18 protein-coding genes are annotated in these 17,188 nt (G+C 62.1%); 11 read left to right on the top strand and 7 right to left on the bottom strand.

Features of this window, described 5'->3' with window-relative positions; all coding sequences use genetic code 11:
- Nucleotides 1-3: 3 nt before the first annotated feature.
- Genes moaA through CTT34_RS16140 form a run of 4 tightly spaced genes read right to left on the bottom strand, consistent with a single transcriptional unit; the run spans nt 4 to nt 3,716 of the window.
- On the bottom strand, nt 4-996 hold the full coding sequence (moaA, locus tag CTT34_RS16155; protein ID WP_159343337.1) for a GTP 3',8-cyclase MoaA: 993 nt from the start codon (nt 994-996) through the stop codon (nt 4-6).
- The gene (gene moeA, locus CTT34_RS16150; protein WP_159343336.1) at nt 993-2,246 is read right to left on the bottom strand and encodes a molybdopterin molybdotransferase MoeA; all 1,254 of its coding nucleotides are present in this window, start codon (nt 2,244-2,246) and stop codon (nt 993-995) included. The genes moaA and moeA overlap by 4 nt, the downstream gene beginning before the upstream one ends.
- The gene (gene mobA / locus CTT34_RS16145) at nt 2,243-2,863 is read right to left on the bottom strand and encodes a molybdenum cofactor guanylyltransferase MobA (protein ID WP_159343335.1); all 621 of its coding nucleotides are present in this window, start codon (nt 2,861-2,863) and stop codon (nt 2,243-2,245) included. Before mobA ends, moeA begins: the two co-directional genes overlap by 4 nt.
- Nucleotides 2,817-3,716 carry a formate dehydrogenase accessory sulfurtransferase FdhD gene (locus tag CTT34_RS16140; protein WP_159343334.1) on the bottom strand — a complete coding sequence of 300 codons (900 nt, stop codon included), beginning with the start codon at nt 3,714-3,716 and terminating at the stop codon, nt 2,817-2,819. Before CTT34_RS16140 ends, mobA begins: the two co-directional genes overlap by 47 nt.
- 151 nt (nt 3,717-3,867) lie before the next feature.
- Between CTT34_RS16140 and CTT34_RS16135 the strand changes: the two genes are divergently transcribed.
- From CTT34_RS16135 to CTT34_RS16085, 11 genes are all read left to right on the top strand, one after another.
- On the top strand, nt 3,868-4,308 hold the full coding sequence (locus CTT34_RS16135; RefSeq protein ID WP_159343333.1) for a DUF3305 domain-containing protein: 441 nt from the start codon (nt 3,868-3,870) through the stop codon (nt 4,306-4,308).
- Nucleotides 4,305-4,919 carry a DUF3306 domain-containing protein gene (locus tag CTT34_RS16130; RefSeq protein ID WP_159343332.1) on the top strand — a complete coding sequence of 205 codons (615 nt, stop codon included), beginning with the start codon at nt 4,305-4,307 and terminating at the stop codon, nt 4,917-4,919. Before CTT34_RS16135 ends, CTT34_RS16130 begins: the two co-directional genes overlap by 4 nt.
- Before the next feature lie 197 nt (nt 4,920-5,116).
- Nucleotides 5,117-6,829, top strand: a complete 1,713-nt coding sequence (locus CTT34_RS16125; RefSeq protein ID WP_159343331.1) for a 4Fe-4S binding protein — start codon at nt 5,117-5,119, stop codon at nt 6,827-6,829.
- Nucleotides 6,830-6,833: 4 nt separating this feature from the next.
- Nucleotides 6,834-7,487, top strand: coding sequence for a TorD/DmsD family molecular chaperone (locus CTT34_RS16120; RefSeq protein WP_159343330.1), 654 nt, complete (start codon nt 6,834-6,836; stop codon nt 7,485-7,487).
- A gap of 78 nt (nt 7,488-7,565) precedes the next feature.
- Nucleotides 7,566-7,769, top strand: coding sequence for a twin-arginine translocation signal domain-containing protein (locus CTT34_RS16115; RefSeq protein ID WP_159343329.1), 204 nt, complete (start codon nt 7,566-7,568; stop codon nt 7,767-7,769).
- Nucleotides 7,770-7,793: 24 nt separating this feature from the next.
- The gene (locus CTT34_RS16110) at nt 7,794-10,649 is read left to right on the top strand and encodes a molybdopterin-dependent oxidoreductase (RefSeq protein WP_159343328.1); all 2,856 of its coding nucleotides are present in this window, start codon (nt 7,794-7,796) and stop codon (nt 10,647-10,649) included.
- Between the two features lie 61 nt (nt 10,650-10,710).
- Entirely contained in the window at nt 10,711-11,325 is a 615-nt protein-coding gene (gene fdh3B, locus CTT34_RS16105) for a formate dehydrogenase FDH3 subunit beta (RefSeq protein WP_139525806.1), read from the top strand.
- A gap of 11 nt (nt 11,326-11,336) precedes the next feature.
- Nucleotides 11,337-12,437, top strand: coding sequence for a formate dehydrogenase subunit gamma (locus CTT34_RS16100; protein ID WP_174788533.1), 1,101 nt, complete (start codon nt 11,337-11,339; stop codon nt 12,435-12,437).
- A gap of 103 nt (nt 12,438-12,540) precedes the next feature.
- Nucleotides 12,541-12,888 carry a DUF1244 domain-containing protein gene (locus CTT34_RS16095; RefSeq protein ID WP_159343327.1) on the top strand — a complete coding sequence of 116 codons (348 nt, stop codon included), beginning with the start codon at nt 12,541-12,543 and terminating at the stop codon, nt 12,886-12,888.
- 4 nt (nt 12,889-12,892) lie between these two features.
- Entirely contained in the window at nt 12,893-13,411 is a 519-nt protein-coding gene (gene moaB / locus CTT34_RS16090) for a molybdenum cofactor biosynthesis protein B (protein ID WP_159343326.1), read from the top strand.
- Nucleotides 13,404-14,609, top strand: coding sequence for a molybdopterin molybdotransferase MoeA (locus CTT34_RS16085; RefSeq protein WP_159343325.1), 1,206 nt, complete (start codon nt 13,404-13,406; stop codon nt 14,607-14,609). The genes moaB and CTT34_RS16085 overlap by 8 nt, the downstream gene beginning before the upstream one ends.
- On the opposite strand, the gene CTT34_RS16080 is transcribed toward CTT34_RS16085, so the two are convergent.
- Genes CTT34_RS16080 through CTT34_RS16070 form a run of 3 tightly spaced genes read right to left on the bottom strand, consistent with a single transcriptional unit; the run spans nt 14,592 to nt 17,177 of the window.
- Nucleotides 14,592-14,975, bottom strand: a complete 384-nt coding sequence (locus CTT34_RS16080) for a hypothetical protein (RefSeq protein WP_159343324.1) — start codon at nt 14,973-14,975, stop codon at nt 14,592-14,594. The two genes, CTT34_RS16085 and CTT34_RS16080, sit on opposite strands and share 18 nt — an antisense overlap.
- A 2-nt stretch (nt 14,976-14,977) precedes the next feature.
- The gene (locus CTT34_RS16075; protein WP_159343323.1) at nt 14,978-15,517 is read right to left on the bottom strand and encodes a chemotaxis protein CheW; all 540 of its coding nucleotides are present in this window, start codon (nt 15,515-15,517) and stop codon (nt 14,978-14,980) included.
- A complete protein-coding gene (locus tag CTT34_RS16070) occupies nt 15,495-17,177 on the bottom strand; it encodes a diguanylate cyclase (RefSeq protein ID WP_159343833.1) in 1,683 nt (560 codons plus the stop codon). The genes CTT34_RS16075 and CTT34_RS16070 overlap by 23 nt, the downstream gene beginning before the upstream one ends.
- Nucleotides 17,178-17,188 lie beyond the last annotated feature (11 nt).

Below are 17,188 nucleotides of genomic sequence, written 5' to 3'. Positions count from 1 at the left end.
CGGTCAACCTCCGGTCATGTTCATAAAGCGCACCACCTGCACGTCGCCATCGGTGGTGAAGTGGTGGCGTTCGGGCTTAAGCGGCAGCGCATTGATAATGGCGGTTTTGAGCGCCTGCATATCGCCAGGATGGCGGCGCAATACGGCGCGCAGGTCCACTGAGTGTTCATTCCCTAGGCAGAGCAGCAGGCGACCTTCCACGGTGACCCGCACGCGGTTGCAGCTATCGCAGAAGTTGTGGCTGTGGGGCGAGATAAAGCCCACCCGACTGTCGCTGTCGGCCATTTTGAAGTAGCGCGACGGCCCTGGTGTGCTCTCCGTCGTGGGCGTCAGCGGGTAGCGTGTTTCGATCAATGCCTGAACGTCGTCGCTGGAGTAGAAGGTCTCTGCTCGGGAGTGGTCGGACACATCGCCCAGGGGCATCTCCTCGATAAAGCTGATATCTAGGCCCTCCTGGCGGGCAAAGGTGACCAAGTCGAGCACTTCGTCTTCGTTACGCCCTTTCAAGATCACCGCGTTCAGCTTGATGCGCTTGAAGCCCGCTTCTTTGGCGGCGTGGATACCGTCGATCACTTTGGCTAAGTCGCCGGTGCGCGTCAGCTGCTTAAAGCGCTCGGGGTCGAGGGAGTCCAGGCTAATGTTGAGCCTACGTAGGCCGCCTTCGTACAGCCGCTTGGCGTGCTTGCGCAGGCTAGCGCCGTTGGTGGTCATGGTGAAGTCGTCCAGCCCCGGCAGTGCGCCGATCTCGTCCACGAGCTGCTCGATGCCTTTACGCACCAGCGGTTCGCCGCCGGTTAGGCGGATCTTCTCGACGCCAAGCTCGGTGAAGGCGCGCGCCACCATGGCGAGCTCTTCCAGCGTAAGTACCTGCGCACGGGGGAGAAACGTCATCTCCTCGCTCATGCAGTACACGCAGCGGAAGTCGCAGCGGTCCGTTACGGAGATGCGCACGTAGCGCACCCGGCGGCCAAAATCGTCAATCAGTTGTTCGGTCATTGCCAGCTCGTTATCGGTTGAATGCAGACCGCCTCGCCTGGCTGTGCGTCTGCCTGGTCATCGCCAAGTTCGATCAAACAGTTGGCCATCACCATGGAAGTCAAAATACCCGAGCCCTGGGCACCGGTGCTGCGTACATGCAGCACTCCCTGGTCATCGCATGTGTAAATGCCGCGCAGAAAATCAGTGCGATTCAGGCGGCTTTTTAGCGGCGTTTGGGCAATCGCTGTCATCCGTGTTGGCGCAGCCGGGAGCTGGCCTTGCAGCCGCTGCAGCAGTGGCACCACAAACTGGGTAAAGGTCACCATGACGGCCACCGGGTTGCCGGGTAAGCCCACGAACGGCGTGCGCGACTCGCCCAACTGGCCGCAGGCCATCGGGCGGCCAGGGCGCAGCGCCACCCGCCAAAAGGCCAGCCGCCCGAGAGCTTCCAGCGCGTCGCGAGTGTAATCCGCGTGGCCCACGGAAACACCGCCGCTGGTAATCACAAGGTCACACTGCGCCGCTGCTTCCGCAAGCGCTTGCTCAATAGCGCGCGGGTCGTCGGGCAGAATACCTAAATCCACCACCTCGGCCCCTTGCTCGCTCAGCATGCCCATCAGGGTAAAGCGGTTGGTGTCGTAGATCCCGGCGCTGGGGAGCGGCTCTCCCGGCGGGGTGACTTCGTTGCCGGTAGAAAAAATCGCAACCTTAGGGCGCCGGTATACGTTGACCTCGGCATAGCCCAGGGACGCCACCAGCCCCATGCTGGCTGCATCCAAGCGTGTGCCCGCCGTCAATGCAACGGCCCCTTTGGCAATATCTTCTCCGGCTTGGCGAACGTGCTGCCCAACACTGACCCGCTCTGGCGCATCGATAGTGACGCTGTCATCACCCTCGATGAGCTGCTCACGCATAATCACCGTATCGGTGCCGCTGGGCAGCGGCGCGCCGGTGGTGATGCGAACGCACTGGCCTAAAGGCACCTCACCCCCAAACGCTTGCCCGGCGAAGGCATCGCCCGCCACGGGCCAGTGGGTTTGAAAGGGCGGCTGCTTTGGCCAGGCCAGGGCAACACCATCCATCGCCGCGTTGGTATTCTGTGGCACGTTAATGGGCGCGGTGATATTGGTCGCCAGTCGGCGTCCGTAGGCGTTGCCGAGGGTGACACGCTCGACCGCAACCGGTGTTTCGACCAGCGTCATCAGCGCATCGCGGGCGGCATCGACACTGAGCATCTGCTCGCCCAGCTCAAAACACGACAGGCTCATGGCGTCTCCTGGGAAGGCGTTGTCAGTGCCAGCTCCAAGCGGGCTTTCTCCTCTTCGGTATTGAGGTTGGCGAACGCTTCAGGGCAGTCAGACATATCCACCCGGCACCAGGCGTGGCGCGCGTACCAGCGGTCGATTTTGCGTTCGCCTGCTGCCAGGGTGGCCGCTAAATCGTTGGCCAGCGACGTACGCAGCAGCGCGACGACGGGGTGCAGGCGCTCGCCATCGAACGCCACGGCGATATCGTGCTCGACATCCTGCTGGTGAATCCCCGCGACCAAGCGCGCCACCACGTCGTGGGGAAGCGCGGGGGAGTCGCAGGGGGCGACCACTAGCCACGGCGTTCGAGCGGCGCGCAGGCCGCTGTAAATACCCATCAGCGGGCCTTTAAAGCCACCTTCGGCATCCTCGATAACGCGGTCGGCAAACAGCGCATACGCATCGCCATTGCGGTTGGCATTGATCACCAGCTCATGCACCTGGCCATCGAAGCGCTTAACGGTATGCGCTACCAGCGGGAGGCCTGCAAAGGGCTCCAGGCCCTTATCTCGACCGCCCATACGGCGGCCTTCACCGCCCGCGAGAATCATGCCAGTCAGATCGTGCTTGGCGATCATACGCCTGCCTCCTTGGACGAGCGCGCGCTCGGCGGCTTGGGGGGATCGCATCCAGCGTCAAGCGGCCAGTGGCGTTGATCGCCTGGAAGCTTTTACCCTTCGCGCGGGCAATCAGCATTACGCCGAAACGCTCGGCCAGCTCTACGCCTTTTTGTGTGACGCCTGAGCGCGATACCAGCACGCTAATGCCCATTTGAGCGACTTTCAGCACCATTTCAGACGTTAAACGACCGGTAGTGTAAAAAATATCGGCGCTGTGGCTGTCGGCTTGGTTGAGCCACTGACGTCCCGCCAAGGTATCCACGGCGTTATGGCGGCCCACGTCTTCGACGAAATCCAGCACCTGCGCTTGATGGCACAGCGCGCAGCCGTGCACCGCGCCCGCGCTGCGGTAGGTCTCGTTGTAGGTGTTCAAATTGGTCAACAGTTGATAGAGCGTCGATTGGGTCAGCGGCGTCTCAGGCAGCGCCGTGAGGGACGTTTGTTCCAACAGTTTACCAAACACCGTGCCTTGGCCGCAGCCCGTCGTGACGGTGCGTGTGCTAAGGCGCGCTTCCAAGTCATCCGGCAGGTGGCGAGTGACGATCACCGCTGCTTCTACTTCCCAGTCCACCTGGACGGCGGTCAAATCCTCGGCACTCTTCAATAGCCCCTGATTGCGCAGGTACCCCACCACCAGCGCTTCGGGATCGTCGCCTAGCGTCATCAGAGTGACGATTTCGCGCTTATTGAGGTACACCGTAAGCGCACGCTCGGCGGCAATGGCCTGAGGGCGGGTGTCGCCGTAGGCATCCATGACATCAATGGTGGTCGTGGCCGGTAAGCGGGCTCGGCTTAACTGAAGGGCGGGCATCCGCAATCCTCACTGATACCAAAACGCGGCGTGGCTGACGCACACACGGCGCACAAGATCATAATAGTTGAGTAAAATAGTCTGAGTTGACGATGATGGCGCTCGAAAGGCTTACTTGTCTACCCGTTCAAGGTCTAAGGTGGTGAAACCCATGAGTGATAATCTGCGCGCGCTGAGCGTTACCTTAGTGGCGGAGCCCAAGCAGGTGCGAAGTTTCACGCTGACCCAGTGGCGCATTGCCGAGCTCGTGCCCGGGGATCAAGGGGAGTGCGTGCTCCACTTGCAGCTCTACATGACCGAGCGAGCGGCCTACCGATTCAATCTCACCTCGCCAACGCCACGCCTGTTCGTCCGTGCCGGGTTTACCGGGCAGCCCCCGAAGCCCGATGCCATCACCGCCAGCCAGGATGTGGCGGCGGGCTGGCTGGATGGCGAGCAGCAAGTGCTGGAGGCACCGATGCCGATGGCGATTCAAGTGTGGGTAGAGCATTATCTCGCGCGTCATGGCGAAGCGCCGGTGGAAACCCGCAAGAAAAAACGCAAAGGGGCCGGGCGCGGCAAAGAGACCCCGACCAAGGAGCAGCCACAGTGAGCCGTTTAGAGCGCTGGTCGCGTAAAAAGCGCGGCATCGAGCAGAACGATCCCGAGCCGGCGAGCACCGAACCCACGGAAGGTGCCGCGCCGCCGTTGGAAGCACAGGCGCTCGCTGCCGAGGCAGACGACGACGCCACGCCCGCGGTGGAGCAAGCTGCCGACGCGCCACCGCCCCCCGGCAGCCTGGACCACACGCTGCCCGACCCGGACACCCTGCCTGCAGGCAGTGATTTCAGCGCCTTTATGGTGCCCGGAGTGAGCGCCACTCTTCGACGTCGCGCCCTGCGCAGGCTCTGGGCTACCGGTAACTACAACGTGCGCGACGGTCTGGATGATTACGACGCCGACTACACCCAGCAATTGAAGCCTATGGCAAGCGAGCTGGCGGGCAAGCTGCGGCGCTGGGCCAATAAAGCAGAGGAGACCCTCGATAAGCTGGACGAGGCCGCGCAAAACGACGCAGAGCGCGCGAGCCATGACGAGGATGAGAAGGAGACTGGACAGGGGAGCGCTTGCACAAGTGATGACAGTTTTGTACAAAGTGCCTCACTAGACGACCAGTCTGATTATTCTGATCACGCTCAGGGAGAGCGTCAAAAAGACGGTTAGACATTTGAATCAGTAGGTTATGGTAAGCTTGGCGGGCTTGCGTTGACAGCGATACGACCAATGGAAGTGGCATAAATGCTGTTTGCGCCATACGCTGATACCAGAAGCTATGTCGATATAACGCCGAAAGTCATCTGCCAGATGACAAAATCTAAACGCCCATAATAACAAAAACGACCTCTTGACCGTGAGAATGCATGAACCAACGAATCCAACTGGCGTCGATCGACGACCAGCGCAACGCCGCCGCTCGTGAAGCGGTGCGTCGGCGTATCTCATGGCCGGTGAATTTAACGCCTGCCAACGTCACCTACCACAGCCGCGGGCACGTGCTGCTGTTCGGCCGTGCGTCGTCCGTCAGCCAGGCGGCGCGTGCGCTGCAGGGGCGCGGTTTAGCGTCTCTTACGCTGCTCACGACGGATGTGGACGTTGACCTTCCTGCCACCAGCGAGCCGATCACCACACAAGTGCTGAGCACGCGCCAGCAGGCACAGCTCCGTGTTGCAGGGCATTTGGGCGGTTTTCGTGCCACTCTGGCCCAAGACGATGGCGATGCGCTCAATTTGGCGCAAGCATTGATCGAACGCGACGTGTTCGACGTCGTGCTAGACCTTTCGGAGGGAACACTTAACGTCGCTTCTTGGGAACTGCCGCCGCCGGGCTACCTGCGCCTCGCGTGGGAGCGCCAGGAAGCCGAGCGTGCCGACGTGCTGGAGAACGTGACCGAGCTGATCGGCGAGTTCGACAAGCCCCGCTATTTCCAGGTCAATACCGATCTTTGTGCCCACTCTTCCAGTGGTAACGTCGGCTGCACCCGCTGCCTCGACGTCTGCCCGGCGGATGCGATTTCTAGCATCCAAGGCCGCATCGAGTCGCGCATCGAGATCGACCCGTTTCTGTGCCAAGGCGTGGGGAGCTGTACCAGCGCCTGCCCGACCGGTGCCATCGAGTTTCGCCTACCGGAAACCCGCCGTCAGCAGGATACGTTAGCCACTTGGCTCGCCGCTTACCGGGACGCCGGTGGCGAGGTGCCGGTGCTGCGCTTCATCACCCATGACTCCCTAGACGCCGAGCACGCTGCAGGCATTACCACGCCCGGCCACATCATCGATGCGCCCCTGGAAGATCTGGGTGCGGCGGGCCACGATCAGTGGCTAACGGCGCTTGCCAGCGGTGCCTCCGAAGTGCGCATTCAGCTTCACGACGACATGCCGAATCGGCTCAGCGCGTTTTTAGAACAGCAGATCGCCCAGGCGCACGCGCTACTCAGCGCACTGGGCCACGACACGGCGCGTATCAAGCTGCTGCCTGTTGGGGCCGAGAGCGAGCGCGATGCGCTGCCAAGCCTCACCCCGCTCACCGAGTCGCCGTTGAGCTTCAACGAGCCTAACAAGCGCGCCCGCCTGAACGTGGTACTGGCGCGATTGGCCGAGCTGGGGGCGCCCAGCGGTGACCGTCACGCCATGCCACCAGGCGCGGCATATGGCGGCATCAACGTTGATAGCGCTGCCTGTACGCTCTGCCACGCCTGTGTCAGCAACTGCCCCACGCCAGCGCTGAAATCGGGTGGTAACGCGCCTGCGTTAAGTTTCCTGGAAGCCGATTGCGTACAGTGCGGCCTTTGCGAACAGGCCTGCCCCGAGGATGCCATTACGCTGGTCCCGGGCTTCCTCGCCGCACCGGCCCGTGAAACGCGGCATATTTGCCATGAAGAGGCAGCGTTCGAATGCATTGGCTGCGGCAAGCCGTTCGCTACGGCCAGCACCGTGGCTACCATCAAAGCCAAGCTGGCCAACCACCCTTACTTTGCCGGGGATGCCATGGCGCGTTTGGAAATGTGCGAAGACTGCCGGGTAAAAGACGTCTGGAAAACCATGGCTCGTGATCCTAACGCGCAACTAAAGGTGTAATGCAATGAGCGATGCAATGCCGACATTGAGCGAAACCGATGCGCTGCGTATGGATATCTACCAGCTGCTCGCCAGTCTGCTGCGCCAAGCGCCGGACAGCGAGCTGCTGACGTGGTTGGCAAGCCTGGACAGCGAGCAAGATGGCAGCCGGATTGCCGAGTGCTGGGCGGCGCTGTCGCTGGCCGCGGGCGAGAGCAGTGTCGATAGTCTCAAGCGAGCGCATTTTCGCCACCTCGTGGGCGTGATTCAGGGCGACGTGGTGCCCTACGCCTCCTGGTACCGCAATGGCGAATTGATGGAAGCCGCGCTGGTCGCGCTGCGCCAAGACCTCCGAGCATTGGGTTTCGAGCGTAGCGAGCATACCCGGGATCCAGAAGACCACCTGGCGGCGATGTGCGAAGTGATGGCCATGCTCATCGCGGCACAAAATGGCGAGCAGTTTACTTTTTTCCAACGGCATCTTGCCCCTTGGGCCAGCCGCTGTTGGGAGGACCTTGCCAAGGTAGACACCGCTTTCTATGCAGCGCTGGGGCAGTTGGGTAGCGCTTTCATGGAGAGCGAACAGGCACGTTTGAGCGATCAAGCGGCCTATCAACCGGTGCGCATAGTGGAGCCTGCTTCCTATGACGCCGGTGCAGCGCGCAAAGCCACACCGTGACGTGACCGTGCGCAGCGGTAAGCGAACAACAGGGCCTACGGGCCACGCATAAAAAAGGGCATGAAAGAGGAGAACCCCATGCACCAGTCACATAACCCTGAGCGCCGCCGGTTTATGAAAACCGTTGGTTTAGGCACCGCCGCTGCGGGCGCAGCCGTTGCGGTAGGCCACGTCACGCTGGCACAGGCGGATGATAAAAGCCCGGTTGAGCGCAACAAGCAGGCGGTGAACTACCGCGAGACCGACCATATTCGTGCTTATTACGCGTCGCTGCGTGACTGACGGCGAACTGCCAGGAGATTTGCCATGCGTCTAACTCGCAAAACCAACACCCCCGCTACCACTGGGTTGGGTATTTCCCGCCGTCAGTTCTTGAAGCGCACGGGCGTGGCTACCGGTGGTGTGGCTGCGGCAGGCTTCATGGGCGCGCCGATGATGCAGCGCACCGAAGCGGCCGACAAAACCCCGGTGCTCGACTCCCCGGTGGAAACCAAGCGCACCATTTGTTCCCACTGCTCGGTGGGCTGCGGTGTGTATGCCGAGGTGCAAGAGGGTATCTGGACCAAGCAAGAGCCCGCTTTCGACCACCCGATCAACCGTGGTGCTCACTGCGCCAAAGGCGCGTCGCTTCGTCAGCACGGCCACTCCACTCGCCGCCTAAAATACCCGATGAAATTGGTCGCGGGTGAATGGCAGCGCATGAGCTGGGACGATGCAGTCAACGAGATCGGCGACAAGCTGCTCGAGCTGCGCGACGCCCACGGCCCCGACAGCGTTTACTGGCTGGGCTCGGCGAAGTTCAACAACGAGCAGGCGTACCTGATGCGCAAGCTCGCCTCCATGTGGGGCACCAACAACACCGATCACCAGGCGCGTATTTGCCACTCCACCACCGTGGCGGGCGTTGCGAATACCTGGGGTTACGGAGCGATGACCAACTCGCTCAACGACATGCATAACAGCAAATCGATGCTCTTCATTGGCTCCAACCCCAGTGAAGCGCACCCGGTGGCCATGCAGCACATTTTGATCGCCAAAGAGCGCAACAACTGCGACATCATCGTCGCGGACCCGCGCTTTACGCGTACGGCGGCGAAAGCCAACAAGTACGTGCGCATTCGTCCTGGCTCTGACGTGGCCTACATCTGGGGCTTGCTGTGGCACATCTTCGAAAACGGCTGGGAAGATAGCGAGTACATCAACCAGCGCGTGTACGGCATGGACGACGTGCGGGCCGAAGTCGCCCAGTTCCCGCCCAGTGTCGTCGAAGACATTACCGGCGTGCCCGAAGCAGAGATGTTCGACGTGGCCAAGCGCTTGGCCGACAACCGTCCTGGCTGCGTGGTGTGGTGTATGGGCGGTACCCAGCACACCACCGGTAACAACAACACCCGCGCCTACTGCATTCTGGAATTGGCGCTGGGTAACATCGGTAAATCCGGTGGCGGTGCCAACATTCTGCGTGGCCACGACAACGTACAGGGTGCCACCGACTTGGGGCTGGGCTGTGACTCCCTCCCGGGTTACTACGGCTTAGCAGAAGGCGCTTGGCAGCACTGGGCCAAAGTGTGGGACGTGGATTACGAGTGGCTGAAAGGCCGCTTCGATGACACCGAGTACGCTGACGGCAAACCCATGTACTCCAGCGGTATTACCGTCTCCCGTTGGGTAGATGGCGTGCTGGAAGAGGACGAAAACATCTCCCAGCGCACCGCGTTGAAAGCGATGTTCTACTGGGGCCACGCGGTCAACTCGCAAACCCGCGGCGTCGAAATGCAAAAGGCGATGCAGAAGCTGGAGATGATGGTCATCGTCGACCCGTATCCCACCGTGGCCGCCGTCATGCACGACCGCACCGATGGCGTGTACCTGCTGCCTGCCGCCACGCAGTTCGAGACCTCGGGTAGCGTCACCGCCACCAACCGCTCGATCCAGTGGCGCGATCAGGTCATCGAACCGCTGTTCGAATCGAAGCCCGACCACGAAATCATGACACTGTTCGCCAACAAGCTCGGCTTTGGCAACGAGTTCGTGAAGAACTTCGCAATGGACGGCAACCGTCCGGTGATCGAAGACGTACTGCGTGAAATCAACAGCGGCATGTGGACCGTTGGCTACACCGGTCAAAGCCCGGAGCGCTTGAAAGAGCACCAGCAAAACTGGCATACCTTCAGCTTTGAAAACCTGCGTGCCCAAGGCGGCCCCGCCGATGGCGACTACTACGGTCTGCCGTGGCCCTGCTGGGGAACGCCGGAGTTCAAACACCCTGGCTCGCCCAACCTCTACGATACCAGCATTCCGGTCATGGAAGGCGGCATGGGCTTCCGCGCCCGCTTCGGTATCGAGCGCGATGGTGTGAACCTGCTGGCGGAAGGCTCCGCTCCTGTGGGTGGCGATATCGATGACGGTTACCCCGAGTTCACCGACCAGCTGCTCAAAGACTTGGGCTGGTGGGACGATCTCACCGCTGAAGAGAAAGCGGCGGCCGAAGGCCAGAACTGGAAGACCGACTTCTCCGGCGGTATCCAGCGCGTGGCCATCGAGCACGGCTGCGCGCCGTACGGTAACGCCAAAGCCCGCGCCGTGGTGTGGACCTTCCCGGATGCGGTGCCGAAGCACCGTGAGCCGCTCTACACCACCCGTCGTGACCTGGTTGAGCGCTATCCCACGTGGGACGACTTTGACTCCATCATGCGTCTTCCCACGATGTACAAAACCATCCAGGACCGTGACAACAGCGCGGACTACCCGATCATTCTGACCTCGGGTCGCTTGGTCGAGTACGAAGGCGGCGGTGAAGAGACGCGCTCCATGTCGTGGCTGGCTGAGCTGCAGCAGGAGATGTTCGTCGAGATCAACCCGGCCGATGCCAACGACATTGGTATCCGCGACGGCGACCAAGTATGGGTCGAAGGCGCCGAAGGCGGTCGGGTCAAGGTGAAAGCGCTGGTCACGCCCCGCGTGGATCGTAAAGTGGCGTTCATGCCGTTCCACTTCGGCGGTGTGTTCCAGGGCGAAAGCCTGCACGACCGTTACCCGGAAGGCACCGTTCCTTACGTGATTGGTGAAGCGGCCAACACCGCCACTACCTACGGCTACGACCCGGTGACACTGATGCAAGAGACCAAGTGCACCATCTGCCGTATCGAACGCGCCAGCTAACACGACCTGACCTGACAGCATGCCGGTGCGGCCACGCCCGCACCGGCAAGAGGAGAACACCATGGCTCAAATGAAATTTATGTGTGACGCCGAGCGCTGCATCGAGTGCAACGGCTGCGTCACCGCTTGTAAGAACGCCAACGACGTCGAGTGGGGTATTCAGCGCCGCCGCGTAGTGACCCTGAACGACGGCGAAGCGGACGAAATGTCCATTTCCGTCGCCTGCATGCACTGTGACGACGCCCCGTGTATGGCGGTGTGTCCCACCGACTGCTTCTACAAAACCGACGACGGCATCGTGCTGCACGATAAAGACCTGTGTATCGGTTGTGGCTACTGCCTGTACGCCTGCCCCTTCGGCGCGCCGCAGTTCCCGCAACAGGATGCCTTCGGCGAGCGCGGCAAGATGGACAAGTGCACCTTCTGTGCCGGTGGCCCCGCCGAAACCAAGGAAGAGGAGTACCAGAAGTACGGCTCCAACCGCATCGCGGAAGGCAAACTGCCGCTGTGTGCTGAAATGTGCTCTACCAAAGCGCTACTGGCCGGTGATGCGCAGGATGTGGCCGATATCTTCCGCCAGCGCGTGGTACACCGTGGCCATAAAGATGGTGCGTGGTCGAACAATCCTCAGGCTAGCACTGACAACCTTGCCTATGATGCTGCCCGCAAAGGGTAAGGAGGCGTGTCATGACAACGTTGACCATGACAAAGGTGCCCTCACGGGCACCTAGCGGCACCGCTAGCTGGCTACAGCGTGGCTGGCGTCTATGCCTAATGCTGGTGCTGTTGGTAGCGAGTTTGGGGGTCACCCACATGGCCGTGGCGCAAGCCGACCCGGATCGTGAAATGACCACCGCCGCCCCCGGCATCACGGCGGATCAGTGGCGCCAAGTACGCAGTGGCGAGACGGGGCCGAACTACCGTGACTCCCGGCACGAGAGTAACTACAACCTGATCAACGCCAGCGGCGAAACCTGGCGGATACTGCGCAATCGCTGGGTATCGCCGTTTGGCTTGATCGCCATCGGCGGCATGGCCGCGATGATTGCGCTGTTTTACTTCATCGTTGGCCGTAAATACCTGGAAGAGCCGCGCACGGGCCGCAAGCTCTTGCGCTGGTCGCTGCTAATGCGCGCGCTGCACTGGACCGTGGCGACGCTGTTCATCACGCTGGCGCTGACCGGGCTGAACCTGCTGCTGGGCAAGTTCGTGTTCCGTACGCTGTTCGGCGATGCCGTCTGGGGCTGGATGGTCGCGGCGTCCAAGGTGTTACACAACTACTTGGGGCCGATTTTTGGCGTGCTGCTGGTCATCATGCTGATTAGCCTGATCAAAGAGAACATTCCCAAAAAGCACGACTGGGTATGGTTCAAGAAAGGCGGCGGTATGATCGGCAAAGGCCACGTCGATGCGGGCTTCTGCAACGGTGGTGAAAAAGCCTGGTACTGGCTGCTGGCATCGGTAGGCATTTTGGTGGTGGCGAGTGGCTTCGTGCTCGACTTCCCCAACTTCGACCAGGGCCGCGACACCATGCAGTGGGCCAACATCATCCACGCCGTGGGCGCGCTCGGCCTGACCGCCGTTTCGCTGGGTCACATCTACATCGGCACGCTGGGCACGGAAGGCGCGCTGGAAGGCATGACCACCGGCTACGTGGATGAAACCTGGGCCAAAGAGCATCACAATCTGTGGTACGAAGAGGTCAAGGATCAAACCATCAGCGAAGAGGAGCTGGCGGCGCGTAAAGCGGGCGACAGCGGCACCCCTTCGCCCGCCAAGCCAAGCTGAGTCACGCCATCGAGATAGGTGAACGTGAACGCCCTTCGACACCGCCTTCGGGCGGTGTCTTTTGTTATGCTGCACTTCAACGAATTGGGAAAGAGGAATCACCATGGCGACATTTGACGAACTGGATGCCACCACTCGTACCGAGCTGGAAGCCGCTGCCTTTCGGCGCTTGCTCAAGCATCTGGACGACAATAAAGACGTGCAGAACATCGACCTGATGATTCTGGCGGACTTCTGTCGGAACTGCCTCTCGAAGTGGCTGGTGACCGCCGCCGATGAGCGCGGCACCGCGCTCGATCTGGATGCCGCCCGCGAGTACGTCTACGGCATGCCCTACAGCGAGTGGAAAGCCCATCACCAGGGCGAGGCGACACCGGAACAGCTGGCCGCCCTCGACGCGCGCCAAGCCAAGAAAAAGGCCAACGCCTCCTCCAACGATCACAAGGAGTAGCGCCATGGATGCTATGGAAGCGCTGAACATTGCTGTGCTGACCGTCTCCGATACGCGCACGGAAGAGACCGACCGCTCGGGCCAGTCGCTGGTGCAGCGGCTAACCGAGGCGGGCCACCGTTTGGCGGATAAGCGCATCGTACCGGATGACGTGTACCAAATCCGTGCGGTGGTCGCTCAGTGGATTGCCGACCCCAGCGTGCAGGTGGTGCTGACCACGGGCGGCACAGGGTTTACCGGGCGCGACTCCACTCCCGAAGCGGTCGCCGTGCTGCTGGACAAGCGTATCGAAGGCTTTGGCGAGCGCTTTCGCCAGCTCAGCGGCGATGAGATCGGTAGCTCCACGATTCAGAGCCGCGCGTTGGGCGGCTTCGCGAATGCCACGGTGGTGTTCTGCCTGCCAGGCTCTACCGGTGCGTGCCGTACCGGTTGGGATGGCATTCTTGCCGAACAGCTCGATAGCCGCCATAAGCCCTGCAACTTTGCCAACCTGGTGATTCCCGGTCGGGGGCAGCATGGCTGATCTGCAGCCGATTGAAGCGGCGCTGGAAGCGCTGCTGGCCGACGTGACGCCGCTCGATGCCGAACGGGTCGCGTTGAGCGACGCCGCTGGCCGCGTGCTGGCCGAACCGGTCACGGCCACGCTGGACGTGCCGCCGTTCGATAACAGTGCGATGGATGGCTATGCGCTGTGCGCGGTAGACGCGGGTAAGCGGCTGCCGGTGAGCCAGCGCATTGCCGCGGGCAGTACGGCACGGCCATTGGCGGCGGGCACCTGCGTGCGGATCTTTACCGGCGGGCAGATCCCCCCTGGTGCTGACTGCGTGGTGATGCAGGAGCGGGTGACTGAAGAGAACGGCGAGGCGCTCATTCCCGCGGACGTACCGGAAGGAGACAACGTTCGCTTGCAGGGCCGCGACGTGCGTCAAGGCGATGTGCTGCTCACTGCAGGCGAGCGCCTGGAGGCCGCCGCGCTGGGACATTTAGCGGGGCAGGGCATCACCGAGGTCAACGTACGCTGTCGCCCCCGGGTGGCGCTACTCTCTACCGGCGATGAGATCGTCGACCCCGGCACGCCGTTACAACCGGGCCAGCTGTACAACTCCAACCGGCCCATGCTCAAACGGCTGCTGGAGACGTTCGGCGCCGAGGTAGTGCAGTTGGTGAGCGTGCCCGATGACTACGCCCAGACCGTGGCGCTGTTGAACCACGCCGCTGCCGAGGCCGATGTGGTGGTGAGCACTGGCGGTGTCAGCGTCGGGGAGGAGGACCACGTCAAAGCGGCGCTGGCGTCGCTTGGACAGCTCGATATGTGGAAGCTGGCGATTCGTCCTGGCAAGCCATTAGCGCTAGGCCGCTTGCCCCGCGACGATGGCAGCCAAGCGCGGTTTGTGGGTCTACCGGGTAATCCGGTGTCAGGCTTCGTGGGCGCGTGGCTGTTTCTACGCCCGCTGATGGGGGCGCTACTGGGCTGCCCTGCGCTGGCGGAGCTTCCGTGCCTAACGGCCACCGCGACCTTTGCCACCGAGACCGGACCGCGCCAGCACTACATGCGGGTAGCGCTGCGCTTTACGCCCGAGGGCATCGAGGCCGATGCCTTTGATGATCAAAACTCAGCGGTGCTCTCTTCCTGCATTGCGGCCGATGCGCTGGCGGTGATTGATCCCAATCGCCAGCTGGAAAAAGGCAGCCCGGTGCGTTGCCTATGGCTCGCCCACTGAACCTGAGGTGGTGGGTAGCCTGAGTTGCGCACCGTTCAGAAGGAGCGTGAGCGACTGCGCGACGACAGCGATGCCGCACAGCGCCGGATGCCGAACACGTGCGGCCAAGAGAGGAGGCAATGGGTGGAGGGCCGCACTGGGCAAGGGCAGAAGTACGCTATCGCTTGGAAGACCCAACTGCCAGGGGCCCTGCCGATCCACCAGCGTGAGCCAGCGGGTCGGCTGGCCGGGCGAGTCGCATAGCAGCGTCTCGAACGCCGCATGGCGCGCTAAGGAGAGGGTGCTGTCGATACGTCTGACATGGCGGGCTTCCAGCGCCCATCGGTAGCCACAGGCGTCGAAGCACACGCAGGTCACGCTACCCACGGTTAGCCAAGCCCTTGCTGATACGCTTGGAAGAGCGCATCGGGGTCCAGTAACGCCGTGGCGGGCTGCCCATCGCTGGGCTGCCATAGCGCGCTCACGTAGGGGCGCAGCGTGCTCGCCAGAGTGTCGGGAGGTGTCTTCAAGGCGCTCACGGGCAGCTCGCACACATCCTCCAACTGGTCGATGCGCACGGCGCTGCGGATGCCCGCGCCCTTCACGATGAGCAGCATGCCGTCGGCTGGGGTCGTGGGAAGCCCCAGCAGCGGCTGTAGCGTAATCAGCGACTCGATCTGGCCTCGCAGGTGAATCACGCCCTCCGTGGAGTCCGGCAGGCCAGGGACGAAATAGACCGGCGTATCCCCTTTGAGAATTTCACTCACCGCATGGCCGGGCAGCGCAAATGGCTGGCCGGAGAGCTGGAACAGCACCACCTGCTGGCTGGGTTCGTCCACGTCGACGATGGCCGTATCGTCGCTGTGCTCGCTGAACGCCTGGGCAAACGTGTCGCCGGCCTCAGGATCAGGCTGTCGGGAATCCGTCATCGTCCTGCTCCGTACTGGTGGTCACCTGGTTGCGCCCCTGGTGCTTGGCGCGGTAGAGCGCTTGGTCGGCGCTTAAGCGCAGCGACTCGGTGGAGGGGTGAGTCGGGAAGCTGCTAACGCCAGCGCTGAACGTGCAGCGAAAGCGCGCGCCGCCTGCATGAAAATCCACCTGGGCGAAGTCGTGGCGCAGAGCATCGATCAGCTCGCTGGCGCGCGCGTCGCTGACCCCTTTGAGCAGCACCACGAACTCTTCGCCGCCGTAACGGCCAATGATATCCGACATGCGTAGGCGGGTTTTCAACAGTCTCGCCAGGGTGATGATGACCTGGTCGCCAGCGAGGTGGCCGTGAGTATCGTTCACTGCTTTGAAGTGGTCGATATCGATCATGGCCATGGCATGCTGGGTGTTGTCCCGGTGGGCCTGGGCCAGCGCTTTGCTGATGAGGTCGGTGGTGGTGCTGTGGTTATACAGCCCGGTCATGCTGTCACGGGTCATCAGCGAGCGCAGCAGGCGCAGCCGCTCGGCGCGCAGCTTTACGGCAGAGACCAGCTCGTCAGGCACCACGGGTTTGGTGATGAACGCTTCGACACCTGCCGTCATGGCAGAGAGCTGCTTCTGGCTGTCGGTTTCGCTCGAGAGATAGATGATCGGCAGACCCACGTGCTCGGGCTGTTGGCGAATGATGTTCGCCAGCTCCTCGCCCGAACAGACGGGCATATAGACATCCACCAGCAGCAGGTCTGGGCTAAAGCGCTCCAGGGCATTCAGCGCATCGGCGGGGTGGTTGACCTGCTGCACGGCCATGCCCGCCTGTTCCAGCAACAGGGCATGATACGACGCTACCTCGGGCTCATCGTCCACGATCAAGATACGCAGCGGCTCGTCGTCGATGGGAGTGGTCAGCTCATCCACTGCCAGCATGAGATCCAGCGGTTTCACCGGCTTCGTAAAGTAGCCGTTGCAGCCCGCCCGCACGGCGCTCAGCCGAGAGTGAAAATCGCCATGGGCAGAAAGCACGATCGAGGGCAGGCGCTCGCCGGTGAGCTTGTTGAGACTGGCGAGCGTTTCGGTGCCTGCGGTATGCCCCTGGGGGAACTGCACGTCCATGATGATGGCATCGGGACGCCGGGTGATCACCGCATTAAAAAAGGCGTCCGTATCTTCGAAATGCACCACCTCGTGGCCGAAGCAGCGCAGGTGGTGCAGCAGTTGGCCCACCTGATCCGGCTCGTCGTCGCACAGGTAGATCAGCCGTTGGCGCTTGCTGCGGGTTTGTACTGGCTTGGGCGAGAACTCGACGCTATTCATCGCCGCCAGCGCCCGCTGCTGCCCCGGCAGCGACTGCAGCCGCTGCTGCTCTTCGGCGAGCTGGGCAAATACGCGTTCGACCACGTCGCCTGCGGGAGGCTGCTCATGGAGGGCGGTCTCGCCCTGGTCGGCCAGTAGCGCAATCCGCTCGAAGCCCAATGAACGTCCCGTTCCCTTCAAGCTGTGGAAAAACCGATGCAGTTCTGGCCCCAGGCGCGCGTGCGCTTCGGAAGACGCTTGGCTCTGTTGCCACTGGTCGACCGTGTGCTGTAAGCGCGCGGGTAACTGGTCGATGAAACGTTGGCGCAGTTGATTGAGTTTGTCGTGCAACGAAGGAGCAGAGGGGGACATCAGGCTACCTG

This window comes from Halomonas meridiana (assembly GCF_009846525.1).
Lineage (GTDB): Bacteria > Pseudomonadota > Gammaproteobacteria > Pseudomonadales > Halomonadaceae > Vreelandella.
Note: the sequence above shows the minus strand (reverse complement) of the source record. Positions and strands in the feature narration are given on the sequence as shown.